This window comes from Frigoribacterium sp. PhB116 (assembly GCF_004364285.1).
Lineage (GTDB): Bacteria > Actinomycetota > Actinomycetes > Actinomycetales > Microbacteriaceae > Frigoribacterium.
The window spans coordinates 502,955-528,482 of record NZ_SOBE01000001.1 but is presented as its reverse complement, the minus strand read 5'-3'; the positions used below and the strand labels follow the sequence as shown (position 1 = coordinate 528,482).

The 25,528-nt window shown below is 71.2% G+C and carries 18 protein-coding genes; 11 read left to right on the top strand and 7 right to left on the bottom strand.

The window, feature by feature from the left end; genetic code table 11:
- The first annotated feature begins 486 nt into the window (after positions 1-486).
- The 3 genes from EDF20_RS02380 to EDF20_RS02370 all read left to right on the top strand — a co-directional run bounded on the left by EDF20_RS02380 (position 487) and on the right by EDF20_RS02370 (position 5,228).
- Positions 487-2,139, top strand: a complete 1,653-nt coding sequence (locus EDF20_RS02380) for a glycosyltransferase family 2 protein (protein WP_133737590.1) — start codon at positions 487-489, stop codon at positions 2,137-2,139.
- The gene (locus EDF20_RS02375) at positions 2,132-3,697 is read left to right on the top strand and encodes a glycosyl hydrolase (RefSeq protein ID WP_243833339.1); all 1,566 of its coding nucleotides are present in this window, start codon (positions 2,132-2,134) and stop codon (positions 3,695-3,697) included. The genes EDF20_RS02380 and EDF20_RS02375 overlap by 8 nt, the downstream gene beginning before the upstream one ends.
- A gap of 85 nt (positions 3,698-3,782) precedes the next feature.
- On the top strand, positions 3,783-5,228 hold the full coding sequence (locus EDF20_RS02370; protein ID WP_133737589.1) for a UDP-glucose/GDP-mannose dehydrogenase family protein: 1,446 nt from the start codon (positions 3,783-3,785) through the stop codon (positions 5,226-5,228).
- 117 nt (positions 5,229-5,345) lie between these two features.
- Here EDF20_RS02370 and glnA read toward each other — a convergent pair whose 3' ends face one another.
- On the bottom strand, positions 5,346-6,770 hold the full coding sequence (glnA, locus tag EDF20_RS02365; protein ID WP_123546042.1) for a type I glutamate--ammonia ligase: 1,425 nt from the start codon (positions 6,768-6,770) through the stop codon (positions 5,346-5,348).
- 138 nt (positions 6,771-6,908) lie between these two features.
- On the opposite strand from glnA, the gene EDF20_RS02360 reads away from it, so the two are divergent.
- A complete protein-coding gene (locus tag EDF20_RS02360; RefSeq protein ID WP_194612238.1) occupies positions 6,909-7,349 on the top strand; it encodes an RDD family protein in 441 nt (146 codons plus the stop codon).
- A gap of 90 nt (positions 7,350-7,439) precedes the next feature.
- Here EDF20_RS02360 and EDF20_RS02355 read toward each other — a convergent pair whose 3' ends face one another.
- Complete coding sequence (locus EDF20_RS02355) at positions 7,440-8,162, bottom strand: DUF4191 family protein (RefSeq protein ID WP_123546040.1); 723 nt, start codon at positions 8,160-8,162, stop codon at positions 7,440-7,442.
- A 124-nt stretch (positions 8,163-8,286) separates the two neighbouring features.
- On the opposite strand from EDF20_RS02355, the gene EDF20_RS02350 reads away from it, so the two are divergent.
- Positions 8,287-9,618 (top strand): hypothetical protein, encoded by a 1,332-nt coding sequence (locus EDF20_RS02350; protein WP_133737588.1) that lies wholly within the window; start codon positions 8,287-8,289, stop codon positions 9,616-9,618.
- Between the two features lie 23 nt (positions 9,619-9,641).
- On the opposite strand, the gene sucB is transcribed toward EDF20_RS02350, so the two are convergent.
- The 3 genes from sucB to EDF20_RS02335 form a co-directional block, all read right to left on the bottom strand.
- A complete protein-coding gene (gene sucB, locus EDF20_RS02345) occupies positions 9,642-11,168 on the bottom strand; it encodes a 2-oxoglutarate dehydrogenase, E2 component, dihydrolipoamide succinyltransferase (RefSeq protein WP_133737587.1) in 1,527 nt (508 codons plus the stop codon).
- Between the two features lie 87 nt (positions 11,169-11,255).
- Positions 11,256-12,629 carry a dihydrolipoyl dehydrogenase gene (gene lpdA / locus EDF20_RS02340; protein ID WP_133737586.1) on the bottom strand — a complete coding sequence of 458 codons (1,374 nt, stop codon included), beginning with the start codon at positions 12,627-12,629 and terminating at the stop codon, positions 11,256-11,258.
- Positions 12,630-12,781: 152 nt separating this feature from the next.
- Positions 12,782-14,257: a leucyl aminopeptidase gene (locus EDF20_RS02335; protein WP_133737585.1), complete on the bottom strand. Its 1,476-nt coding sequence runs from the start codon at positions 14,255-14,257 to the stop codon at positions 12,782-12,784.
- 86 nt (positions 14,258-14,343) lie between these two features.
- Between EDF20_RS02335 and EDF20_RS02330 the strand changes: the two genes are divergently transcribed.
- The 5 genes from EDF20_RS02330 (at position 14,344) to EDF20_RS02310 (ending at position 20,145) form a co-directional block, all read left to right on the top strand.
- On the top strand, positions 14,344-15,258 hold the full coding sequence (locus EDF20_RS02330; protein WP_123546030.1) for a PAC2 family protein: 915 nt from the start codon (positions 14,344-14,346) through the stop codon (positions 15,256-15,258).
- 71 nt (positions 15,259-15,329) lie between these two features.
- Positions 15,330-16,670 carry an MFS transporter gene (locus EDF20_RS02325; protein WP_133737584.1) on the top strand — a complete coding sequence of 447 codons (1,341 nt, stop codon included), beginning with the start codon at positions 15,330-15,332 and terminating at the stop codon, positions 16,668-16,670.
- A gap of 175 nt (positions 16,671-16,845) precedes the next feature.
- The gene (locus tag EDF20_RS02320; protein ID WP_133737583.1) at positions 16,846-18,129 is read left to right on the top strand and encodes an RNA polymerase sigma factor; all 1,284 of its coding nucleotides are present in this window, start codon (positions 16,846-16,848) and stop codon (positions 18,127-18,129) included.
- Between the two features lie 4 nt (positions 18,130-18,133).
- Entirely contained in the window at positions 18,134-19,393 is a 1,260-nt protein-coding gene (locus EDF20_RS02315; protein WP_133737582.1) for a MurT ligase domain-containing protein, read from the top strand.
- Positions 19,390-20,145, top strand: coding sequence for a cobyric acid synthase (locus EDF20_RS02310; protein WP_123546022.1), 756 nt, complete (start codon positions 19,390-19,392; stop codon positions 20,143-20,145). Before EDF20_RS02315 ends, EDF20_RS02310 begins: the two co-directional genes overlap by 4 nt.
- 107 nt (positions 20,146-20,252) lie before the next feature.
- On the opposite strand, the gene EDF20_RS02305 is transcribed toward EDF20_RS02310, so the two are convergent.
- Positions 20,253-20,480, bottom strand: a complete 228-nt coding sequence (locus EDF20_RS02305) for a hypothetical protein (RefSeq protein ID WP_123546019.1) — start codon at positions 20,478-20,480, stop codon at positions 20,253-20,255.
- Positions 20,481-20,698: 218 nt separating this feature from the next.
- Between EDF20_RS02305 and EDF20_RS02300 the strand changes: the two genes are divergently transcribed.
- Complete coding sequence (locus EDF20_RS02300; RefSeq protein ID WP_123546017.1) at positions 20,699-22,795, top strand: DNA topoisomerase IV subunit B; 2,097 nt, start codon at positions 20,699-20,701, stop codon at positions 22,793-22,795.
- A gap of 123 nt (positions 22,796-22,918) precedes the next feature.
- On the opposite strand, the gene EDF20_RS02295 is transcribed toward EDF20_RS02300, so the two are convergent.
- Positions 22,919-25,429, bottom strand: coding sequence for a DNA topoisomerase IV subunit A (locus EDF20_RS02295; protein WP_133737581.1), 2,511 nt, complete (start codon positions 25,427-25,429; stop codon positions 22,919-22,921).
- Positions 25,430-25,528: the final 99 nt, after the last annotated feature.

Here is a 25,528-nt window from a genome sequence, read left to right as displayed (position 1 = left end):
GGGATGCACTCACCCGGGGGGTGACGCCCGAATTGGTCACGGGTGATTTTGTCGTACCCCGAAAAGGGGGTGCGTACCCCGGTCGAGATGTCTGCCGTGTTTCGGACGCATGACCGCCCAGCACGCACGGCCCCAGAGCGCCATGGGCTTTCCTCACCTCCCGCACCGCGGGCCGAGTCGAGGCGGGGTGGTCAGAACGGCCCTCTGACCTGGCTTTTCGCTCGCGGCCTCCGTGCGCTCAGGAGGGCAGGAAAGGGTCGTGTCCGGTGAGTGCCGCTGCGCCTCTGACAGGCACTCGGCCCTGTCGGCATTTCGTGCGACACCGATGGGAGGACAAGGGCGTACCCCGCCCGGCCGGGCCGAGTCCCCGAACGGGTGGTCGGTTGTGAGTCCCCTCCGAACCGCCGCAAGATTGCACCGACCCGACAGACCCCTTTCCTCGAAGACGCGGAATCATCCTTTTCCCATCCCCCTGAGGCGGCCCTCGTGTTGACTTTCATCCTCCAGATCCGATCGATGGCAGGCGGCCACGCCGAGCTGTACCTGTTCGCGGTCTACTCGGCATTCATCTGGATCCTGTGGATCATCAAGGTGCTGCTCTCGAGGCGGTACCGTCCCTTCACGGGGGAGTTCTCCGGCTCCACGAGCGTCGTCGTCCCCGTGGTCGACGAGCCCCTCGACCTCTTCCGCGACGTCATCGGCCGCATGGTCGAGCAGCAGCCGGGCGAGATCATCGTGGTCATCAACGGCAAGCCCAACCCGGAGCTGGCCGCCGTCTGCGACGAGTACGCCCCCCTCGTCCGCTGGGTGCACACCCCCATCCCCGGCAAGCGCAACGCCGTCATGATCGGCACCGAGCTCAGCCGCGGCGACATCACCGTGCTCGTCGACTCCGACACGGTGTGGACGCCGGGGACGCTCTCCGAGCTCGTCCGTCCCTTCGCCCACGAGAACGTCGGCGGCGTGACCACGCGTCAGCGCATCCTGGAGCCCGAGCGCAGCTGGATCACCCGTTGGGCCGACTGGCTCGAGAACTCGCGTGCGCTCTACTCGATGCCCGCGCAGAGCGTCCTGGGGCAGATCGGCTGCCTCCCCGGCCGGACGATCGCGTTCCGCCGCGAGATCCTCGTGCGGGTGATGGACCGGTTCATGACGGAGAAGTTCATGGGCGTCTTCCTCGAGGTCAGCGACGACCGCACCCTGACGAACCTCACGCTCAAGGAGGGCTACCGCACCGTCTACCAGCACACGAGCCTGGTCTACACGGACGCCCCGCTCGAGGTGAAGAAGCTGTTCAAGCAGCAGCTCCGCTGGGCCCGCGGCAGCCAGTACAACACGTTCCGGATGATGCCGTGGATGCTCGGGCACGCTCCGATGCTGGCGTTCTTCTTCGCGATGGACATCATCCTGCCCTTCCTCCTGATGGGCGTCATCGGCGGCTGGATCTACCGGGGCATCACCGGCCAGGGCGTCAACCTGTACCGCGGCATCCTTGCCGAGTACGGGGTCTCCACCGGGCTGGTCAGCATCGTGGTCCTGATGGTGCTGTCGTCCGTGCTCAGCATGGCCATCCGACAGATGCGGCACCTGGCCGAGAAGCCGTCGGACTTCCTCCGCCTGCCGGTCTTCATCATCGTGTCGACCTTCTTCCTCATGCCGATCCGCGTCATCGGGTTCTTCCGCATGGGGCACGCCAGCGGCTGGGGGACCCGTGCCGGCGCCTACGCCGGCGGAGCCGCGGACGACGCGGCCCAGCAGATGGCCCACCAGGCCACCGGCGACGACTCGCTGCAGGTCCTGGAGCGCGAGTTCGACGACGTGACCGATCCCGGCGTCGACGCCCTCTTCGACTTCGGCGGTTCCTCGGCCCCGGCCGGTCCCACGTCGGACGCGACCACCGTCCGACGCGACGACACGGGCGTGGTCCTGGTGCGCAGCCACCGCGCCGAGACGGCCGTCGAGACCGCGCCGTCGCCCCAGGACGACGCCGTGACGACCTCGTCGGCGACCGCCTTCGCCGCGGCCACGGCCCCCGTGGCCGCCGCCGCGCCTCCTCGTCGTCGCCTCAACCCCAAAGCCGGCTTCCCGTACCTGATCGGTGCCGTCATCATCGCCCTGGAGGTGTGGTTCATTGTCTGAGTCCCCGCAGACCTTCGTCGCCCCGCTGCACGTGCAGTCGGGAGCCTGGTGGGCCTCGTCCCACGGGAACGCCCGCCGCACGGCCCTCGGCGCGACCGCGACCGTCGTCCTGTTGGCCATGATCTCGTGGCTCATCTGGATCTCGCCGACGGACAACCCCGTCCGCACCGCCGTGCAGGAGGCGGTCGGCACGTCCCCTGCCCAGGTCACCACCCTCAAGGAGGACCGCTCGGCCCTCCTCGACCAGCTCGTCGCCGCCAAGCGGCAGCTCGCCGCGAGCAAGACCGAGCTGGCGGACGTGCAGCAGCAGGCCTGGACGTCCGAGGGGCAGCTCACCGACGCACAGGCTCGCCTCGCGTCGGCGCAGGACGCCCTCCGTGACGCCCAGGCCGCGACCGGCGGCGGCTCGTCGTCCGGCGGCGGCGACGGCAGCGGAGGCTCCGGGGCCGTGGCCACGGGGCCCAAGGGCGGCACCGGCTCCGGCAGCGGCAACGGCTCAGGCGTCTCCGGCTCGGGCAGCGGCAACGGCAGCGGCAACGGCTCAGGCGGGGGCGCGACGACCGGCCCCGTGCCGATCACCGCTCCGTCCCTCGCGGACATCGTCTCGCCCGAGTCCCGCTACTTCGGCCTCTACACGACCCAGTCGCCCTTCAGCTGGTCCGAGTTCGACGACGTGAGCACGAAGATCGGCGCGCAGCCGAACATGTCGGGCTACTTCCAGGGCTTCGACCAGGAATTCAACGCCACGGCGGTGAACCGTTCGTGGGCCAAGGGCGACCTCCCGTTCCTCACCTGGGAGTCCCGACCGATCGCCGCCGGCAACGAGGCGGTCGTCGACCCGGACTACGAGCTGAGCAAGATCATCGAGGGCGACTTCGACGCGTACCTCACGCGCTGGGCCGACGCACTCGTGGCCAACGGCCTGCCGATGGCCATCCGTCTCGACCACGAGATGAACGGCAACTGGTACCCGTGGGCCGAGGGCGTGAACGGGAACGAGAAGACCGAGTACGTGCAGATGTGGCAGCACGTGCACGACCTCTTCGAGGCACGGGGCGCGAACGAGCTCGTCGCCTGGGTCTGGGCCCCCACGCGGGTCGAGGGCGTGCCCACCAAGAACAGGGGCGTCGAGTACACGGCGAGCCTCTACCCCGGCGACGACTACGTCGACTGGGTGGGCATGACCGGCTACCTCCGGAACAGCCCGGAGACGCCCCAGACCGGCGACTTCCAGGGCACCTTCGGCAAGACGCTGGCGCAGCTGCGGCAGATCACGACGAAGCCGATCATCCTCGCCGAGATGGGCGCGGCCGAGCTCGGCACGACGAAGGACGCCCAGAAGCCGAAGTGGATCGACTCGCTCTTCAGCGAGCTCGCCAAGCCGGAGAACGACGACATCCTCGGGTTCTCCTGGTTCAACCTCACGGCCACGACCGTGTCCAGCGGCTCCTACCTCACGAACGACTGGCGGATCGTCTCCCGGCAGGATTCCCTCGACGCCTTCCGGCGCGGCATCGCCCGCACCGACACCGACTTCGCCCTGAGGACGCTGCCGTGACCACGGCCGACGACTCGCGGCTCTCGTCCCTCCCCACCCCCTCCGCCCCACTGACTGCAGCACCCCAGATCGCGAGGAGCGCATCATGAGCAAGAACACCAGCCCGGCCGACGGCGCCGGCACCGACCCCCAGTCCGTCGACGCCGCGGTGACGTCGGCCTCGACGAAGCCCCGCATCAGCGTCATCGGCACCGGCTACCTCGGGGCGACCCACGCCGCCGCGATGGCCGAGATGGGCTTCGACGTCATCGGCGTCGACACGGACCCCTCGAAGGTCGAGGCGCTCAGCCAGGGCCGAGTCCCCTTCTTCGAGCCGGGACTGCCCGAGCTGATCCTCCGCCACGTCGAGTCCGGTCGACTGCTCTTCACGACGGACATCGCCGAGGCCGTCGCCCTCTCCGACGTGCACTTCATCTGCGTCGGCACGCCGCAGCGCCGGGGGAGCCACGCCGCCAACCTGAGCTACGTCGAGGAGGCCACCCGCAAGGTCGCCGAGTCGCTCAGCCACGACGGCCTGATCGTCGGCAAGTCGACCGTGCCGGTCGGCACCGCGGCCCGCCTCCGGGAGATCGTGGCCGGCGTGCTGCCTCCCGGGGTGTCGGCCGACGTCGTGTGGAACCCGGAGTTCCTCCGCGAGGGCCACGCCGTCGAGGACACCCTGCGTCCCGACCGCATCGTCTTCGGCGGCACCGACGTCCGCAGCGAGGCGATCCTCCGCGAGGTCTACGCCGAGCCGATCTCGACGGGCACGCCCGTCATCTCGTGCGACCTGCCGACGGCCGAGCTGGTCAAGGTCAGCGCGAACGCGTTCCTGGCGACGAAGATCTCGTTCATCAACGCGATCAGCGAGCTCTGCGAGGCCGCCGGGGCGAACGTCTCGACGCTCGCGGACGCCCTCGGCTTCGACGACCGGATCGGCCGCAAGTTCCTCAACGCGGGCCTGGGCTTCGGGGGCGGCTGCCTGCCGAAGGACATCCGCGCGCTGATGTTCCGGGCCAACGAGCTGGGAGCGCACCGTGCGGTCGGCCTCATGCAGCAGGTCGACGAGATCAACATGGCCCAGCGCCAGCGGGTCATCGACCAGGCCATCGACGCCTGCGGCGGGTCGGTCCTGAACCGGCGCATCGCCGTCCTCGGCGCCGCGTTCAAGCCGCACACGGACGACGTCCGCGACTCGCCGGCCCTGAACGTGGCGGCGGCGCTGCACCTGCGCGGCGCCCAGGTGCTGGTCGTGGACCCGGAGGCGACCCAGACGGCCCAGCGCAGCTTCCCGACCCTGTCGTTCGCCGACAGCATCGAGGAGGCGGTCTCGGACGCCGACGCCGTGCTGCTGTTGACGGAGTGGCCCGAGTTCGTCAGCGCGGAGCCCTCGGCCCTCGCCGAGCTCGCGGCCAACCCCGTCGTGATCGACGCCCGCAACGTGCTCGACGCCGAGGTCTGGTCGAGCGGCGGCTGGGAGGTGCGACCCCTCGGCGGTCGTCGGACCCCGGCTCAGCGCCGCGTCCTCACCGGGAGCAGCATCCCCGCCTGACGCCGACCGGCGACGGGAGAAGGCCCGCACCCCGAGGGGGTGCGGGCCTTCTCGCGTCCGACGGCCACGACGACGGACGGGGCGCGACCGAGTTGGTCGCGCCCCGTCCGGTGTCGCCTAGACGCCGAAGTAGAGCTCGAACTCGAAGGGGTGCGGGCGCTGCGCCATCGGCAGGATCTCCTTCTCGCGCTTGTACGCGATCCACGTCTCGATGAGGTCCTCGGTGAAGACGTTGCCCTTGGTGAGGAACGCGTGGTCGGCCTCGAGCGCGTCGAGGGCGCCGTCGAGCGACGCGGGCACCTGGGGGATGCCCTTCGCCTCCTCGGGGGGCAGCTCGTAGAGGTCCTTGTCGACGGGCTCGTGCGGCTCGATCCGGTTCTGGATGCCGTCGAGGCCCGCCATCAGCTGCGCGGCGAACGCGAGGTAGGGGTTGGACGCGGCGTCGGGGACGCGGAACTCGATGCGCTTGGCCTTGGGGTTCGTGCCCGTGATCGGGATGCGGATGGCCGCCGAGCGGTTGCCCGCCGAGTAGACCAGGTTGACGGGGGCCTCGAAGCCCGGGATCAGCCGGTGGTACGAGTTGATCGAGGGGTTCGTGAAGGCGAGGACGGCGGGTGCGTGCTTCAGCAGGCCGCCGATGTACCAGCGAGCGAGGTCGGAGAGCCCGCCGTAGCCGTTCTCGTCGTAGAACAGCGGCTTGCCGTCGCTCCAGAGCGACTGGTGGGTGTGCATGCCCGAGCCGTTGTCGCCGAAGAGCGGCTTGGGCATGAAGGTCGCGACCTTGCCCCACTGCTCGGCGGTGTTCTTGACGATGTACTTGAACTTCAGGATGTCGTCGGCCGCGTGGACCATGGTGTCGAACTTGTAGTTGATCTCCTGCTGGCCGCCGGTGCCCACCTCGTGGTGGGCGCGCTCGAGCTCGAGGCCCGAGTCGATCAGCTTGAGGCTGATGTCGTCGCGGAGGTCGGCCGTCTTGTCGACCGGGCTGACCGGGAAGTAGCCGCCCTTGTAGGCGGTCTTGTTGGCGAGGTTGCCGCCCTCCTCGACACGGCCCGTGTTCCAGGCGCCCTCCTCGCTGTCGACGCTGTAGAAGCTGGCGTTCTGCTTCACCTCGTAGCGGACGTCGTCGAAGATGTAGAACTCGGCCTCGGGGGCGAAGAACGCCGTGTCGGCGATGCCGGTGGAGGCGAGGTACTTCTCGGCCTTCTTGGCCACCTGGCGGGGGTCGCGGCTGTAGAGCTCGCCGTTGCGCGGGTTGAAGATGTCGAACACGAGCACCAGGGTGCGCTCGGCGCGGAAGGGGTCGACGTAGCCCGTGGTGACGTCGGGGATGAGCTGCATGTCCGACTCGTGGATCGACGCGAAGCCGCGGATGGAGGACCCGTCGAAGAGCTGGCCGACGGAGAAGAACTCCTCGTCGACGGTGGACGCGGGGATGTTGAAGTGCTGCTGGACGCCGGGCAGGTCCGTGAACCGGATGTCGAGGAACTTGACGTCGGTGTCCGTGATGAACTTCAGCACCTCGGAAGAATCGGTGAACATCTAGGTGTCTCTCCAATGGGCTCAGATCGGTCAGACTGCCGGACGCAGCCTTCGACGACGTTATGGCGGGGCCGTTTCGTCGCGGTGTCCCCATTGTTTCAGAGATGTTACGGGTGCCGCGTCGGTAGGCTCGGAGGCATGCACGACGACCGCTCCCGCCCTCCGTCCGACCCCGTCGACGGCGGTGCGGCGCCCCGGCAGGACTGGCCGGGCCAGCGCCTCGGCCTGCCCCGCACGGGCCCGCGCTCGATCGCACGTCTGGGTCGCCGGATCGCCGGGGTGACGATCGACTGGGCGCTCGCCTACGTCGTCGCGTTCGCCTTCTTCGACGGCCAGGGGCTCGCCATCACGGTCGTCTTCAGCGTCGTCCAGATCCTCTTCTTGGTCACCCTCGGCGGCACCGTCGGCCACCTGGTCCTCGGCATGCGCCTCGTCCCGATGGCCGGTGGCCGGACCGGTCTCTGGCGCCCGGTCGTCCGGACCCTGCTGCTCGCGGTCGTCATCCCCGCGGTGGTCTGGGACCAAGACCAGAGGGGCCTGCACGACCGCGTAGCAGGGACGGTCCTCGTCCGCGTCTGATCGACGCTCCACAGACGGAGGCGCCCGTCCCCTCGAGGGGGACGGGCGCCTCCGTCCGTCGCCGGTCCGTTCAGCGGGTCGCGTCGACCGTCAGCGCGGTCGTCCGGCCCGCACTTTGAACGGGTCGACGCCCTTGGGGATCGGCAGGCCGTTCTTGCCGAGCGACTGGAGGCGGTTGCTCACGGCGAGCACCTCGTTCCGGTTCAGCGACGACTTGATCTTGTTCATGCGGCCGGCGATCTTGTGCAGCGGCACGGACTCGGCGTCGGGGCCGACGTGCAGCACCGTGATGGGGACGTTGGGCAGGATGCGTGCGACCTTGCGGCGCTCCTCGTCGACGAGCTTCTTGGTCTGCGCGACCGAGCCCTCGCCGATCAGCACGACGCCGCCCTTGCCGACGGCTCGGTAGACGGCGGCCTGCGAGCGGCCCTGGACCGCGACGGGCATCTCGGCGGCGCGCCACGAGCGACGGAGGCCGCTCTTCATGACGGCGCCCACGGCGCCGGGCTGCCCCTCGATCTGCGAGTAGGCGGCCCTCTCGGCCTTGCGTCCGAGGACGATCAGCAGCAGCAGGATGCCGAGCATCAGGCCGACCACGATGTACAGCACGAGCGCCAGGACGTTGCCTGCCGAGAGGAAGAGACCCGCGAGGACTCCGGCCGCGACCGGCAGCAGCAGCGCCAGCAGCATCAGCGGCAGCGCCGACTTGTCGACGCGGCGGGTCATCTTGAACACCTGCCACATCTGCGAGAAGCGGCCCGGTTCCTTGGGCGGCTTCGGGGACGTGTTCTCCGGTGACGTGCGTCGTGCCATGCAGACCAGGATACGGGGTCGCGAGCCGCCGTGGGTCCTCCCCGGGGGGCTCGCCGTAGTCGGTCGTCCCCGGCCGGGACGAGGAGGCGCGCGTCGGCCCCTCGGAGACCAGCACGATGGCCCCATGGTCACCTCCTCACTCGGCCCCTACGAGCTCGCGTCCGGGTCGTCCTGGCCCCCCGGTCCGGGCGGCGCCGTCGGGGGCACCGCGCCCGACGGCAGCCGGGTGCTGCTGCGTCGCTCGTCGCCGGCCCTCGTCGCGGCGGCGAGCTCGTCGCCGCACCCGCACCTCCTCCGCCCGGTCGACCTGATGGTCGACGACGAGGGCGCCCTCGTGGTCGTCTCGGACGAGCCGGGCGGGGAACGACTCGACAGGTGGGCTCGGCGCCGCGGCACGATGTCGGCCGGAGAGGCCGTCACGGTCCTGCTCCCCGTGCTCTCCGCGGTCGCCCACCTGGCCCGGCGGGGGACGGCGCTGGGCAGCGTCGGCCTCGAGGACGTCGTGCTCGACGACCGGGGCGCCCCGGTCCTCGTCGGCGGCAGGACCGCACAGCCCGGTGCGGCGCCGCTCGTGGCGGCGGCCGAGGGGGCTCAGGCCCTCGTCGAGGCCGTGGCAGATGAGCTGTCTCCTCGCGACCGGGCCCGGTTGCGGGGCCCGGAAGGTGCCGACACCTGCCTGGACGAGCTCGTCGAGCGGGTCCACGACCTGGCTCCTCCCGTCGCGTTGCCGACCGTCGTGCCGAGCACGGGCGTCGAGGAGGCGGCGGTCGCCTGGCGACCACCGCTGGGAGACCCGCCGAGATCCGGCTGGACCAGCGTCCTGCCCGAGTCCGCGCTCCTCGACGGCGTCGCGGACTGGTGGGAGGCGGTCGCGGCCGTGCCGATCGTCGACCGACTGCGGGCGGTCAGGCCACGCGCCTGGGTCCTGGCCGGCCTCGTGGCAGTGTCTCTCGTGGTGGGGGCAGCCGTCGTGCCGCGGGGCGGCGACTCCGGCCTCGGGCGCTCCGACTCGGCTCCGCCCGCGGTGACGTCCCCTGCCGATCGGCCGTCCGGCCCAGCCGTCTCGGCGCCCGGCCCGGTCACCGCCGTCCCCGTCCCGGACAGCGCCCCTGACGAGCCGGTGAGCACGGAGGAGGCGGCGGTACGGGGCGACGACCCGCTCGCGGCGGCCGCGGTGCTGCTCCGAGCCCGGGTCGCGTGCGTCCGCGAACCGTCGACGTCGTGCCTCGCGGCCGTCGACCAGGAAGGGTCGCCCGTGGCGGCGGGAGACTCCCGGATCATGGCCGACCTCGCGTCGGCGGGCGACCTGGTGCTGCCCACGGTCGTCGAGTCGGAGGTGCAACGGCTGGGGGAGACCGTCCTCCTCGCCTGCCGCACTGCCGACGACGAACCGGCCTCGGTCCTCGTGGTGAGGACCGAGGCCGGCTGGCGTCTCAGAGAGGTGCTACGTCGCTGACGTGCGCGATCACCGTGGCGCGCTCAGATGCCCAGCACCCCGGCGAAGTCGCCCGCCTCGAGGCGGGTCTTGACCGCCACGAGGAACCGGGCGGCGTCCGCACCGTCGACGATGCGGTGGTCGTACGACAGGGCCAGGTAGACCATCGACCGAACCGCGATCGCGTCGGCGCCGTCGACCTGGACGACGACGGGACGCTTGACGACGACGCCGGTGCCAAGGATGGCGACCTGGGGGAGGAACACCACGGGAGTGTCGAACAGCGCGCCCCGCGAGCCCGTGTTCGTCACCGTGAAGGTGCCGCCGGCCAGCTCGTCGGGCTTCAGCTTGTTGTCGCGCGTGCGCTGCGCCAGGTCCGCGATCTGGGCGGCGATGCCGGCCAGGTCGAGGTCGGACGCGTCCTTGATGACGGGCGTGAGCAGACCGCGCTCCGTGTCGACGGCCATGCTGACGTTCTCGTGGTCCGGGTAGACGATCGAGTCGCCGTCGACGGTGGCGTTCAGCTTCGGGTGCGCCTTGAGCGCCTCGGCGGCCGCGAGCGTGAAGAACGGCAGGAAGGACAGCTTGTTGCCGGTCTTCTCGAGGAACGCCGCCTTGTTCGCGTCACGGAACGTGGCGACGGCCGTGACGTCGACCTCGACCACGCTCGTGAGCTGGGCCATCGCCTGCATCGACTGGACGGCGCGCTCCGCGACGACTTTGCGCAGACGCGTCATGGGCACGGTCGTGCCGCGCAGCGGCGAGACCTCGACGGGTGCCGACGCCGTGGCCGACGTCGTGGACGCCGAGCTGGCGGCCTCGACGGCAGCGAGGACGTCCTCCTTGCGGATGCGACCGCCGACACCGCTCCCGGTGAGGGTCGAGATGTCGATGCCCTTCTCGTTAGCGAGCTTCCGGACCAGTGGTGTGACGTAGCCGGTCGGAGCCGACGACGAGTCGGCCGAGGCCGCCGGCGCAGCAGCTGCCGGTGCGGCGGCTGCGGGGGCAGCAGCTGCAGGAGCGGCCGCCGCCGGAGCGGGAGCTGCCGCTGCGGGGGGCGCTGCCGCCGCGGGGGCCGCCGCGGCAGCCGGGGCGGCGGCGGGGACGACCGGGGCCTGGTCGGCAGGCTGCTCGGTCGCCGGAGCCGGGTCGACGTCGTCGGCCGGTGCGGGGGCTTCGGCGTCCGACTCCTCGCCGGGTGCCGGTGCCGCCGACGACGCGACGACGGCGTCGTCCGCCTCGTCCTGGCCGCCCTCGGCCGGGCTCTCGGCCTGCGGGGCCTCGGCGGTCTCCTCGGCAGGAGCGTCGTCGGAGGAGTCGTCGCCCTGGCCGCTGCCGTCGCCGATGCGGACCAGAGCGGTCCCGACCTCGACGGTCTCGTCCTCGGGCACGAGGATCTCCTCGATGACACCGGCGACGGGGGAGGGGATCTCCGTGTCGACCTTGTCGGTCGAGACCTCGAGCAGGGGCTCGTCGACCTCGACCCGGTCGCCGACGTTCTTCAGCCAGCGGGTGACCGTGCCCTCGGTGACACTCTCTCCGAGTGCCGGGAGGTTGACGGATTCGCTCATGCGGGGGACTCCTTCGAAGACATCGTGTGTCTGTGTGATCGGGTGGTGCGGAAGTGTGCGGGTGGTGCGGATGTGACGGGGCTGCGACTACATCGCGTGGAGCGGCTTGCCGGCCAGGGCCAGCATCGCCTCTCCGAGAGCCTCGTTCTGGGTCGGGTGGGCGTGCACCAGGGGCGCGACGTCCTCCGGGTAGGCCTCCCAGTTGACGGCCAGCTGGGCCTCGCCGATGAGCTCACCGACACGGGCGCCGATCATGTGGACCCCGACGACCGGACCGTCGACGACGCGGACGACCTTGACGGAGCCGCTGGTGCCGATGATGTGGCTCTTGCCGTTGCCGGCGAGGTTGTAGTCGTAGCTCGTCACCTTGTCGGCACCGTGCTTCTCGACCGCCTTGGCCTCCGTCAGGCCCACGGACGCCACCTCGGGGTCGGAGTAGGTGACCTTGGGGATGTTGGTGTCCTCGATGACCTGCGGCGCCAGGCCCGCGATCTCCTCGGCGACGAAGATGCCCTGCTGGAAGCTGCGGTGCGCGAGCTGCAGGCCGGGGACGATGTCCCCGATCGCGAACACGCCGGGGACGCTGGTGTGCAGTCGCTCGTCGGTGATGACGAACCCGCGGTCGACGGTGACGCCCACCTCCTCGAAGCCGAGTCCCTGGGTCGAGGGACCGCGCCCCACGGCCACCAGGAGCAGGTCGGCCTCGATCGTCTTGCCGTCCTCGAGGGTCACGACGACGCCGTCGTCGCTCTGCGTCACGCTCTTGAACCGGACGCCCAGCGAGAAGCCGATGCCGCGCTTGCGGAACGCGCGCTCGAACTGCTTCGAGATGGACTCCTCCTCGTTGGGGACGAGGTGGGGGAGGGCCTCGACGATCGTGACGTCGGAGCCGAAGGACTTCCAGACGCTCGCGAACTCGACGCCGATCACGCCGCCGCCGAGGATGGCGACACGGGCCGGCACGTGGTCGAGGGCCAGGGCGGCCTCGCTCGTGATGACCTTGCCGCCGATCTCGAGGCCCGGGAGGCTGCGCGAGTACGAGCCGGTCGCCAGGACGACGTTCTTGGCCGTCAGCGTGGTCTCGCCCACCTGGACGGTGGTGGGCGAGGTCAGACGACCTTCGCCCTCGACGACGGTGATGCCGCGGGCCTTCACGAGGCCCTGGAGGCCCTTGTACTTGCTGGCGACGACGCCCTCGCGGTAAGCCGTCACGGCCGGGACGTCGATGCCGTGGAAGTCGGTCGACACCCCGTACTTCGCGGACTCACGCGAGACGTCGGCGACCTCGGCGGAGTGCAGCAGCGCCTTGGTCGGGATGCAGCCCCGGTGGAGGCAGGTGCCGCCGAGCTTGTCCTTCTCGACCAGCGCGACGCTCAGCCCCAGCTCGGTGGCCCGCAGGGCTGCGGCGTAGCCGCCGCTGCCGCCGCCGAGCACCACCAGGTCAAAATTCTGTTCCGACACCCAGCAACTCCCTCGTGCGTTCGGAGGTTCCCGAGGCGGGGGAGGCGCCGTCGTGGTGACGTCGGCGTCGCGTCCGCGTCCACCTCGGTGAGGAGGAGGCGGCGTCGCCCGGGGACCGATCTCGGCGGGTCGCTCCCGCCTCCTCGACCCTACTACGCGGCCGAAAAGTCGCGGGCCAGCTCTAGCAGCGTTCTCACGGAAACGCCCGTGGAGCCCTTGCCGGTGTAGCCCCAGCCCCCGCCCTTGTTGTTCGACGGCCCGGCGATGTCGAGGTGCGCCCAGGGCAGCGGCGTTCCCGTACCCTGCTTCTCTCCCACGAACTCGTTCAGGAACACGCCCGCGAGCAACATGCCGGCGGCGGTGTTCCCCGGGGTGGCGTTGACGAGGTCGGCGACGTCGGACTTGAGCCGGCTGCGCAGCTCGCCGGGGAGCGGCATGCGCCACGCCGCCTCGCCGGCGCGGTCGGCGAGCTCGACCACGCGGCTCGCGAGGTCGTCGTTGCCCATGACCCCGACGGTGCGGGTGCCGAGCGCGACGACCTGGGCGCCGGTCAGCGTCGCGACGTCGACGATCGCGTCGGGCTGCTCCTCGCTGGCCGCGACCAGGCCGTCGGCCATGACGAGGCGGCCCTCGGCGTCGGTGTTCGTCACCTCGACGGTGGTGCCGCCGCGGATCGTGAGGACGTCGTCGGGCCGGATGGCCGTGCCGCTCGGCATGTTCTCGGCGACGCAGAGCCAGGCCGTGAGGCGGACGGGCAGCTCGAGCCGCGCCGCGGCGACGACGACGGCGAGGACCGTGGCGGCGCCCGTCATGTCGTCCTTCATCCCCAGCATGCTGCCCGCAGGTTTCAGCGAGAGCCCCCCGGTGTCGTAGGTGATGCCCTTGCCGACGAGGGCGAGGTGCTTCGAGGCGCCCTCGGGCGCGTAGACGACCTTGACCATCCGCGGACCACGGCTGGACCCCTGGCCGACTCCCAGGATCCCCCCGAAGCCGCCCGCGCGCAGCTCGTCCTCGGCGAGGACGGTCACGTCGAGCGGCAGGTCCGTGGCGAGCTCGACGGCGTGGTCGGCGAGCGCCTGGGGGAACATCTGCTGCGGGGGAGTGTTGGCGAGGTCGCGGACCGTGTGGACGGCCTGCGCGACCACGGCCGCCTGCCGCACCGTCGCCTCCTCGACGTCGAGGTCGGTCGCGAGCACCAGCGTGCGCGCGTGACGGCGCGACTCCGATGCCGACGACCCGCGGAACGCGTCGAACTCGTAGGAGGCGAGGGCCGCGCCCTCGAGGACCGCCAGCGCCTCCGCCTCGGTCGAGACGGGCAGGTCGAGCACGACGCGGTCGACGCCGGTCAGCTGGCGGACGGCGGCGCCGGCCGCGTAGCGCAGGGCCTCGGCGTCGACGACGTCGCCGAGCCCCACGAGGGCCGTCACCGTCGCGGCGCCCGTGCTCGGCAGCTTCACGAGCTCGTCGCGCGCGCCGCTGACCCCGAGCGCACGCAGGTCCGAGGGCAGGCCGGGCACGTCGCGGGTGACCGAGGGGCCGTCGGCCCCCGTGACGACCCCGACGACGAGGACGTCGGCCTCGACCTCGGCTGCGGGGGAACGGGTGGTGGACAGGAAGAGCTCGGTCATCCCTCGATCGTAGCCACCGCGGGTGTTCGCTCTCGGCACGTCGCCGGAGGCGGCCGGTGCCGGGCGGGTTGCCTAGCATTGAGGACATGCACGACCCCGCCGGACTCTACGACCTCGCTCCCGACGCCTCCGACGTGCCCGAGGGGCTGCCGCTCGTGGCGGGCCTGACTGGCTCTTCCGACGCGGGGGGCGCGGTGGGGCAGCTCGCCGAGTTCCTCGTGGGCGAGCTCGACCACTCGATGGTCGCCTCCTTCGACGCCGACGAGCTCCTGGACTACCGCGCCCGTCGCCCCGTCTTCACGTTCGACCAGGACCACATCTCCGAGGTCTCGACGGCGACCCTCTCGCTCCGGTTGATGAGGGACGACATCGGACAGCCCTTCCTCCTCCTGTCCGGTTTCGAGCCCGACTTCCAGTGGCAGCGGTTCACCTCCGCCGTCGTCGACCTCGTGCGTCGCTACCGGGTCTCGACGACCACGTGGGTCCACTCGATACCCATGCCCGTGCCCCACACGCGTCCGATCGGGGTCACGGTCAGCGGCAACCGGTCCGACCTCGTCGAGTCCCTGTCGGTGTGGCGGCCCGTGACCCAGGCGCCCGCGAACGCACTGCACCTCGTCGAGCAGCGGCTCGGCGACTCCGGCCACCCCACCGCGGGCTTCGTCCTCCTGGTGCCGCACTACCTGGCCGACACCGAGTTCCCGGACGCCGCCGTCGCGGCGCTCTCGAGCATCAGCGCGGCGACGGGACTGATCTTCCCCACCGACCGGCTCCGCTCGGAGGGGCGCGACTTCCTCGCCAAGGTCGACGAGCAGGTGCAGGGCAACCACGAGCTCTCGCGGCTCGTCTCCACGCTCGAGGAACGCCACGACACCTACATGGAGGGCAACCCGCTCCCGTCGCCGCTCACCGACCAGGACGGCCAGGTCCCCTCCGCGGACGTCCTCGCCGCCGAGCTCGAGCGCTTCCTCGCCGGCCGGCGCAGCGACGAGGAGTCCTGACCCCCGACCGCTCCACGGCCGTCTCGCACGGCCAGGAATCGAGGACGCACGACTCCAGCTAGGGTCGTCGGGTGAACTCGTCGCGCGCCTGGCTCGTCTGGGGCGCCGCCGTCGTGGCCTACGTCGTCGCCGTCCTCCAACGGTCCTCGCTCGGCGTCTCCGGGGTCGAGGCCCAGCACATCTTCGGCATCTCGGCGTCGACGCTGTCGACGCTGGCCGTCGTGCAGCTGATCGTCTACGCGGGCCTGCAGATCCCCGTGGGCGTGCTGCTCGACCGCGTCGGCCCCCGGGCCCTGATCGTCGCCGGCGGGGTCCTGCTGGTCGTCGGGCAGTCGGTGGTCGCGCTCGCGCCCCCGCACATCGGCGTCGCCATAGTCGGGCGCGTCCTCGTGGGCGCGGGCGACGCGATGACCTTCATCAGCGTCATCCGCCTGCTGCCCGCCTGGTTCCGAGGGCCGATCCTGCCCCAGATCTCGCAGTGGACCGGCAACGTCGGCCAGCTCGGCCAGGTACTCTCGGCGGTGCCCCTCTCGATCGTCCTGCACGGCAGCGGCTGGCAGCCGGCCTTCCTCGGCGCGGCGGGCCTCTCGGTGGTCGCCGTCGTCCTCGTGGTGGTCGTCGTGCGGGACTCCCCGCTCGGACGCCCCGCCGAGTCGGCCGGGACGACCTGGCGCGACGCCGGTCGTCAGCTCGGGGAGAGCATCCGGCGACCCGGCACCCGCCTCGGCTTCTGGTCGCACTTCGTGACGCAGTCGTCCGGGACGGTCTTCAGCCTGCTCTGGGGCGTCCCCTTCCTCGTCGGGGCGCTCGGCTTCACGGCGACGCAGGCATCCGGCATGCTCACGCTGCTCGTCGCCTCCGGCGTCGTGGCCGGCCCGGTCCTCGGCCTGCTCACGGCCCGTTTCCCGCTCCGGCGCTCGAACCTCGTCCTCGGCATCGTCGCGGCCCTGGGGATCACGTGGACCGTCCTGCTGGCCTGGCCGGGGCAGCCCCCGCAGTGGCTCGCGTTCGTCCTCGTGGTGGTGCTCGGCGTCGGGGGCCCCGGCAGCCTCATCGGCTTCGACTTCGCCCGGTCGTTCAACCCGATGCGCAGCCTCGGCGTGGCCAACGGCATCGTCAACGTCGGGGGCTTCCTCGCGAGCTTCGTGATGATGTTCCTCATCGGCGTCGTGCTCGACCAGCTCGACGCGGCACGGGTGGCCGGCGGGGCGCCGAGCGACCTCTTCTCGTTCGAGTCGTTCCGCGTCGCGTTCCTCGTCCAGTACGTGGTCGTCGGCGGAGGCGTCGTCTGCCTCGTCCTGGAGCGCCGACGCACCCGGCGCCTCCTGCGCCTCGAGGAGGGAATCCAGGTGGCCCCCTTGTGGGTTGCACTGAACAGGAGATGGCAGACCCGCCGTCGGCGGAGTTCCTGACGCCGAGGGCGGCCCGTGGTCGGCGCCGCCGACCAGACGTGCAATAATCGGAGTCGGACCCGTTCATGTCCCGTGCAGGTGCTCGACTCTCGTCGGCGCGCTCAGCCATGGGGACTTGACATGGGTCCTAGTACTGCCCGAAAGACCCAGTGCAGATGAAGTGGAAGGTGTTCGCATGGCTACTCGCAGCAAGGCGACCACGGTCGTCGACGAGACCGTGACCGACGGCGTGGTGCTCGAGACCGAGCCCGCGACGACCGAGGAGGCGCCCGCGGCGCCCAAGAAGGCCCCCGCCAAGCGGGCGCCTGCCAAGAAGGCGACGGCTGCCAAGGCGCCCGCCGCGAAGAAGGCCGCCCCCGCGAAGGCGGCGAAGGCCGCTGAGCCCGAGGGCGACGACGAGGCCGAGCCCGTCGACGCCGACGCGGCCGACACCGACGCGGACGGCGAGGGCGGCAAGCCCACGACCCCCGAGGTGCTGCCCGCAGGAGCCCTCGTCATCTCGCAGGACGACGACGACGAGATGCCCGTCTACTCGACGACGATCACCGGTGCCACCGCCGACCCGGTCAAGGACTACCTGAAGCAGATCGGCAAGGTCGCCCTGCTCAACGCCGCGGAGGAGGTCGAGCTCGCGATGCGCATCGAGGCCGGTCTCTTCGCCGAGGACAAGCTCTCCCACAGCACGGGCCTCAGCAAGGAGCTCGAGCGCGAGCTCCGCTGGGTGTCGCGCGACGGTCAGCGGGCCAAGAGCCACCTCCTCGGGGCCAACCTGCGACTCGTCGTCAGCCTCGCCAAGCGCTACACGGGCCGGGGCATGCAGTTCCTCGACCTCATCCAGGAGGGGAACCTGGGCCTCATCCGTGCGGTCGAGAAGTTCGACTACACCAAGGGCTTCAAGTTCTCGACCTACGCCACCTGGTGGATCCGCCAGGCGATCACGCGGGCCATGGCCGACCAGGCGCGCACCATCCGCATCCCCGTGCACATGGTCGAGGTCATCAACAAGCTCGCCCGCGTCCAGCGGCAGATGCTGCAGGACCTCGGCCGCGAGCCCACGCCCGAAGAACTGAGCCGCGAGCTCGACATGACGCCCGAGAAGGTCGTCGAGGTCCAGAAGTACGGCCGCGAGCCCATCTCGCTGCACACCCCCCTCGGCGAGGACGGCGACAGCGAGTTCGGCGACCTCATCGAGGACACGGAGGCGGTCGTCCCGGCCGACGCCGTGGGCTTCACCATGCTCCAGAAGCAGCTCGAGTCGCTCCTCGACAGCCTGTCCGAGCGCGAGGCCGGCGTCATCCGCATGCGCTTCGGCCTCGGCGACGGCATGCCGAAGACGCTCGACCAGATCGGCGACACGTTCGGCGTGACCCGCGAGCGCATCCGCCAGATCGAGTCCAAGACGATGGCCAAGCTCCGCCACCCGTCCCGGTCGCAGTCGCTCCGCGACTACCTCGAGTAGGCCCGTGCGATACCTCGTGCCCGTCCTGGCGGGCCGGCTCGTCCGTGCGGTCGCCCGCCTCCGCGGCGGCGGCTCGGCCTACCCGGGCCGCACAGTCCTCGCGCTGGCGCCCGACTTCCTCACCCACGTCTCGTCGCAGTTCGAGCAGGGCGTCGTCTTCGTCCTCGGCTCGAACGGCAAGTCGACGACCACGATGATGCTGACCGAGACGCTCCGGGCCAACGGCCTCCGCGTCTTCACGAACCCCACCGGCGCCAACCTCCCGCAGGGCATCGCCTCGGCGTTCCTCCGCGAGGTGACGCCGTTCGGCCGCGTGAAGCACGACATCGGCGTGATCGAGGTCGACGAGGCCTTCGCGGTCGAGCTGACCCGATCGCTGCACCCGTCGACCGTGCTCATGCTCAACGTGCAGGTCGACCAGCTCTACCGCTTCTTCGAGACCGAGCGCGTCGGCACGATGATGACGGACACCGCGGCCCTGGCCACGCGCGCCGTCGTGACGAACCGCGACGACCAGCACCTCGCCCCCTACGAAGCGAAGCCCGGTCAGACGGTCACGCGCTTCGGCGCCGCCCCCGACGTCGTCGCTGCCGCGCCCAACGGGCTGCAGAACGCGAACGACTTCTCCCGCGAGGCGGACTCCACCCGTCCCGTCGAGGCCGAGGTCGTCGCGATGGACGGCGACCGCGCGAGCATCCGGGTCGGCGAGACCACCGTCGACGTGCGGCTCCCCGCCCGCGGGCTGCACTACGCCGTCGACGCGGCGGCGGCCCTGCAGACCGCGTCGGTCGTGCTCGGCGAGCCCGTCGACCAGGAGGCGGTGGCTCGTGCCTTCGACACGATGAAGCCGGCCTACGGTCGGGGCGAGCGCATGTCGCTCGGCGCCGACGAGGCCGAGTTCATCATGTTCAAGAACGCGGCCAGCCTGCAGCTGAACCTCGACGCACTGCCGCAGGGCGCCGAGCAGGTCATGCTCGCGATCGACGAGGGCACGCCCGACATCTCGTGGATCTACGACATCGACTTCTCGCGCCTCGACCACGTCGACGTGCTGGCGGGCGCCAAGGCCTGGCAGCTCGCCCTGCGCCTCGAGCACGAGGGCATCCCCGTGCACGTGATCGAGGAGGACATCGCGAAGGCGATAAAGCTGATGCGCGCGCTGCCCTCGCCCCGCGACCACACGAAGCACTTCGTGACCAACTACGAGCAGATGATGCTGGCCCGTCGCATCCTCGGCCACCCCGACCTGGAGAAGACCGCGTGAGCGCCGACACCCTCCGCCTCGTCCACCTCTACCCCGAGCAGCTCGGGGTCAGCGGCGACCGGGGAAACGTCACGACGCTGGTGGCCCGTGCGCGGCGCGCCGGCCTCGAGACCGAGGTCGTGGAGTACCGGGTCGGCGACGACGTGCCCACCGTGGCCGACGTCGTCCTCCTCGGGCACGGCCCGCTCTCGGGGGTCCGCTCGGTGAGCGCCGACGCCCAGCGCCTCGTCCCGGCCCTCGAGGGCTTCGCCGCGTCGGGCGTCCCCGTGATCGGGGTCGGCGGCGGCATGGAGCTGCTGACCAGGGGCGTCGTCACCGAGCAGGGCGAGACCGTCACCGGCATCGGGTTCTTCGACGCCACGGTCCGTCGCGGCGCCCCGCGCCGGACGAACTACTTCCAGGTGACGACGACCTACGGCGGGGACGAGCTGACCCTCTTCGGCTTCGAGGACCACGCCGCACACCTCGAGCTCGGCACCGGCGTCGAGGCCTTCGGCCGTGTGGTGCACGGCGGGGGCAACGGGACCGGCGGCGCCGAGGGCGTCGTGCGCGGCGCCTCCTTCGGCACGCAGCTCAAGGGGCCGTTGCTGCCCCTCAACCCGGCGCTGAGCGACCGGGTGCTCCGCGCGGCGCTGACGCGTCGCAGCATCTCGTACCACGCGGGGGAGGCGCACGCGAAGCTCGACGAGTACGCCGAGCAGTCGCAGCGCGTCATCCGCGAGAACCTCGAGCGGTCGTTCAAGGCCATGTGACCGGGTCTCCGCCGCCGGACACACGAAGGGCCCGCATCCGTGAGGATGCGGGCCCTTCGTCGTACCGCCGGGGTGCTGCTCCCCGGACGATCTCGTGGTCGTCGAGCTCAGTGCTCGTGGAGCTTGGAGCTCTCGTCCAGCCACTCGACTGCGGTGGGCTGGAGCTTGTCCTTGACCTTGGCACCGTGGTGCGCGCAGAACAACAGCTCGCCGCTCGCCATGGTCACGCGGACATAGGCCTGGGCCCCGCAGCTGTCGCAACGGTCGGCGGCGGAGAGCTGGTAGCGGGAGCCGAGCTCGTCGACGGCGGTGTGGTCGGTGGCCATCTGAGTCATGTGATGCTCCTCCTGACGGTGGTGCTGCGGATGTGAAGACCTCATCAAAACACGCGCTCCCGGGTATCGGGTGCGATCCGAGCCGATTTCGCTCATCGCGTAGTGACGGAGGGGGGTGAGCGCCTCCCGGGACTGTCCGTGGGCGCTCGTAGGATGGAACGAGACCCCCGCCTCCGGAATTCCCGCCGGCCGGCTCTGCCTCGCGTCAGGAGAACACCATCGCCACGTCGGACTACTCGGCTCGCCACCTCTCGGTCCTCGAGGGGCTGGAGGCCGTCCGCAAGCGTCCCGGCATGTACATCGGGTCGACCGACTCGCGCGGCCTCATGCACTGCCTGTGGGAGATCATCGACAACTCGGTCGACGAGGCCCTCGGCGGGCACGGCGACGCCATCGACGTCGTCCTGCACGCGGACGACAGCGTCGAGGTGCGCGACACGGCCCGCGGGATCCCCGTCGACATCGAGCCCAAGACGGGGCTGACGGGCGTCGAGGTCGTCTTCACCAAGCTGCACGCGGGCGGCAAGTTCGGCGGCGGCTCCTACGCCTCGTCGGGCGGCCTGCACGGCGTCGGGGCGTCCGTGGTCAACGCGCTGTCCGAGCGGCTCGACGTCGAGGTCGACCGTGGCGGCAAGACGTGGGCCATGTCGTTCCGCAGGGGCGAGCCCGGCACGTTCGCCGACGACGGCGCGCCCACCCCGGACGCGCCGTTCACGCCTTTCGTCTCGGGCAGCGTGCTGCGCGAGGTGGGCAAGGTGAAGCGCGGCGTGACCGGCACGCGCATCCGGTACTGGGCCGACCGCCAGATCTTCACCCGTGGCGCGTCCTTCCAGCCCGACGAGCTGTCCGGGCGCGCGCGTCAGACGGCGTTCCTCATCCCCGGGCTCACGCTCCGCATCCGCGACGAGCGGCCCGGGTCGCTCACCGACGGGGGGTTCCCCCACGAGAGCACGTACCGCTTCGACGGCGGCATCAGCGAGTTCGTCGAGTTCCTCGCCCCCGACGCCCCGGTCACCGACACCTGGCGCATGACGGGCACGGGCACGTACACGGAGACGGTGCCCGTCCTGACCGAGGGCGGCGCGATGGTCGCCACCGAGCTCCAGCGCGAGTGCGAGGTCGACATCGCCCTCCGGTGGGGCGGCGGCTACGAGACGGTCCTCCGCAGCTACGTGAACATCATCGCGACCCCGAAGGGCGGCTCGCACCAGACGGGCTTCGAGGCGGGGCTGCTCAAGTTCATGCGCCAGCAGGTCGAGCTCGCGGCGCGGCGGCTCAAGGTCGGCACCGACAAGATCGAGAAGGACGACGTGATGGCGGGCCTGACCGTCGTGCTCACGGTCCGCCTTCCGGAGCCGCAGTTCGAGGGTCAGACGAAGGAGATCCTCGGGACGCCCGCCGTCCGGGCGATCGTCGCCAACGTCGTCCAGACGCGCTTCGCCGAGCTCTTCGCGTCCGCCCGCCGCGAGGACAAGGCACAGACGGCCCTCGTCCTCGACAAGGTCGTCTCCGAGATGAAGTCGCGCATCGCGGCGCGAGCCCACAAGGAGACTCAGCGGCGCAAGAACGCCCTCGAGAACTCGTCCCTGCCGGCGAAGCTCGTCGACTGCCGGTCGAACGACGTCGGCAACAGCGAGCTCTTCATCGTCGAGGGCGACTCGGCCTTGGGCACGGCGAAGCTCGCCCGCAACAGCGAGTACCAGGCGCTGCTCCCGATCCGGGGCAAGATCCTCAACGTGCAGAAGGCGTCGGTGAGCGACATGCTCTCGAACGTCGAGTGCGCCTCGATCATCCAGGTGCTCGGAGCGGGGTCGGGCCGGTCGTTCGACATCGACGCCGCTCGCTACGGCAAGGTCATCATCATGAGCGACGCCGACGTCGACGGAGCCCACATCCGCACCCTGCTCCTCACGCTGTTCTTCCGGTACATGCGCCCGATGATCGAGCAGGGTCGCGTCTTCGCGGCCGTGCCGCCCCTGCACCGCGTCGTCGTCATCAACCCCGGCAGCAAGCCGAACGAAACGATCTACACCTACTCCGAGAAAGAGCTGCAGACGCTCCTCGCGAAGCTGCGTCGCTCGAACAAGAAGTTCCAGGACCCGATCCAGCGCTACAAGGGCCTCGGCGAGATGGACGCCGAACAGCTCGCGACGACCACGATGGACCGCTCGGGGCGCATGCTGCGCCGGGTGCGGGTCGACGACGCCGAGGCCGCGGCCAGGGTCTTCGAGCTCCTCATGGGCAACGAGGTCGCGCCGCGCAAAGAGTTCATCATCGACGGCGCGGGCCTGAGCCGGGAGCGCATCGACGTCTGATCTGCGCTGACCGCCCGTGCGGCCAGACCGCCCGCCAGGCCGGAACGCGGTCAGGCCGACCCGCGCATCTGGCCACCCCACGCATCTGGCCACCCGGCAGCTGGCCGGGCTGGCGGGCCGTCCTCACTCGGGCTCGGTGCCCGCGGGCGCTCCCGTCGCGGCGTCGGTGACGTGGGCCAGCGACGCGCCCACCGCGGCGACGACCGCCTCCAGGGGCGTGCCGGACGCGTCGCGACGCACGAGCGTCTCGGGGAGCGACCGGACGCCTCCGTCGACCGCCACCGCTCGGGCCGGGGCGGGCCCCACCCAGGCGAGCGACAGCTCGGACTCGCCCTTGAGCAGCGCGTGCGACCGGACGCCCCCCGTGGCGCGGCCCTTGGCGGGGAACTCGGAGAAGGCGCTGACCTTGGCACGACCGGGGTCGGTGCCCTCGAGCGCGCCGGCGGCGGACGAGATGGTGGCGACCACCGCCTCCTGCCCCTCGGGGACGGCGCCGAAGAAGACGACGCGGGCGTCCGGGGCGACGGAGACTCCGGCGACGCCGCCACCGGCGGGCCCCTGGGGGCGCACCGACGACGCCGGGAACCGCAGCAGCTGCGTGCTCGACGTCACGAAGACGAGCTCGTCGTCGTCGGCGCCCTGGGCCGCCCCGACGACGGAGTCGCCCTTCTTGAGCGTGATCACCGGGAACTCGGGCTTGGGCGGGTACTGCCCCGTCGCCACGCGCTTCACGACGCCCCGGGCGGTGCCGAGGGCGATCGGGCGGTCGGCCGTCAGCGAGACGAGCGCGAGCACCCGCTCGGACCTGTCGGCCAGGCCGAGGTAGTCGCGCACGGGGACGCCCGCTCCGAGCTGCACCGAGGTGGGCGGCACCGCCGGCAGGTCGACCGGCGTGAACCGCAGCAGCCGCCCCGTCGTCGTCACCGCTCCGATCTCGGCGCGGGTCGTCGTGTCGATCGACGACAGCACGGCGTCGTGCGCCGTCCGCCGGGACGGGGGAGCGGGCGTGGCCGCCGTCGGGTCCTGGTGGTCGACGCGCAGGAGGCGCCCCGTCGTCGACAGGAACACCCGCGTGGGAGTGTCGGCGATCTCGAGCACCGGGGCGTTCTTGCCGCGGCCCTGCTTCGCGATGCTCGGGGCGGCCTCGGTGAGGAGGGTGCGGCGTGGCGTCCCGAACTGCTCGGCGATGTCGGCGAGCTCGCTCGAGACGAGCGCCCGGAGCCGAGCCGGGTCGCCGAGCAGCGCCTGCAGCTCGGCGATCGCGGCGCGCAACTCGTCGCGCTCGGTCTCGAGCTCGACGCGGCTGAACTTGGTGAGGCGCCGCAGCTGCAGGTCGAGGATGTACTCGGCCTGGATCTCGCTCAGGTCGAAGACCTCGCGGAGGCGGGCGCGGGCGGCGGCCGTGTCGTCGCTCGAGCGGATCACCTGGATGACCTCGTCGATGTCGAGGATGGCGATCAGGAGCCCCTCGACCAGGTGGAGGCGCGCCTCCTTCTTGCCGAGGCGGTGCCGGGTGCGACGGGTGACCACCTCGACACGGTGGCCGACGTAGACCTCGAGCATCTCCTTGAGGCCGAGGGTCCGCGGCTGGCCCTCGACGAGCGCGACCGCGTTGATGCTGAAGCCGTCCTCGAGGGGGGTGTAGCGGTAGAGCTGCTCGAGCACGGCCTCCGGGCTGAAGCCCGTCTTGATGCCGATGACGAGGCGCAGGCCGTGGGTGCGGTCCGTCAGGTCGGTGACGTCGGTGACCCCCGTGAGCTTCTTCGCCTGGACGCCGTCCTTGATCTTCTCGATCACCTTCTCGGGGCCGACGAGGTACGGCAGCTCGGTCACGACGAGGCCGGACTTCCGAGCCGTGATGCTCTCGACCTGCACGCGCGCGCGGGTCTTGAACGACCCGCGTCCGGTCGCGTAGGCGTCGCGGACCCCGGCGAGGCCGGAGATGGTGCCGCCGGTGGGCAGGTCGGGCCCCGGCACGAAGGCCATCAGGTCGTCGAGGCTCGCGTCGGGGTGGTCGATCAGGTGGCGGGCGGCACCGACGACCTCGACGAGGTTGTGCGGGGCCATGTTGGTCGCCATGCCGACGGCGATGCCGCTCGCGCCGTTCACGAGCAGGTTCGGGAACGCCGCGGGGAGCACCTCGGGCTGCATGAGCTGGTTGTCGTAGTTGGGCACGAAGTCGACGACGTCCTCGTCGAGGCTCCGCGTCATGGCGAGCGAGGCCTCGGCGAGCCGGGCCTCGGTGTACCGCGGCGCGGCCGGTCCGTCGTCGAGCGAGCCGAAGTTGCCGTGCCCGTCGATCAGCGGGACGCGCATCGTGAACGACTGCGCCTGCCGCACCATCGCGTCGTAGATCGCGGTGTCGCCGTGCGGGTGCAGCTTGCCCATCACCTCGCCGACGACGCGCGCGCTCTTGACGTGGCCCCGGTCGGGGCGGAGCCCCATCTCGGACATCTGGTAGAGGATGCGTCGCTGCACCGGCTTGAGGCCGTCGCGCGCGTCGGGCAGGGCCCGGGAATAGATGACCGAGTAGGCGTACTCGAGGAACGACCCCTGCATCTCGAGCGAGACGTCGATGTCCTCGATGCGCTCTCCGGAGTCGGTCGGGCCGGTCGTGTTCTCGGTCGTCGTCATGCACTTCTCTGGGACAGGAGGTGCGGGAGGCACCTGGGCGGGCGGTCGTCGACGCGAGGAGGCGGCAGCGGCGGGAGGGCGGTCCGCTCGCGGACCCGC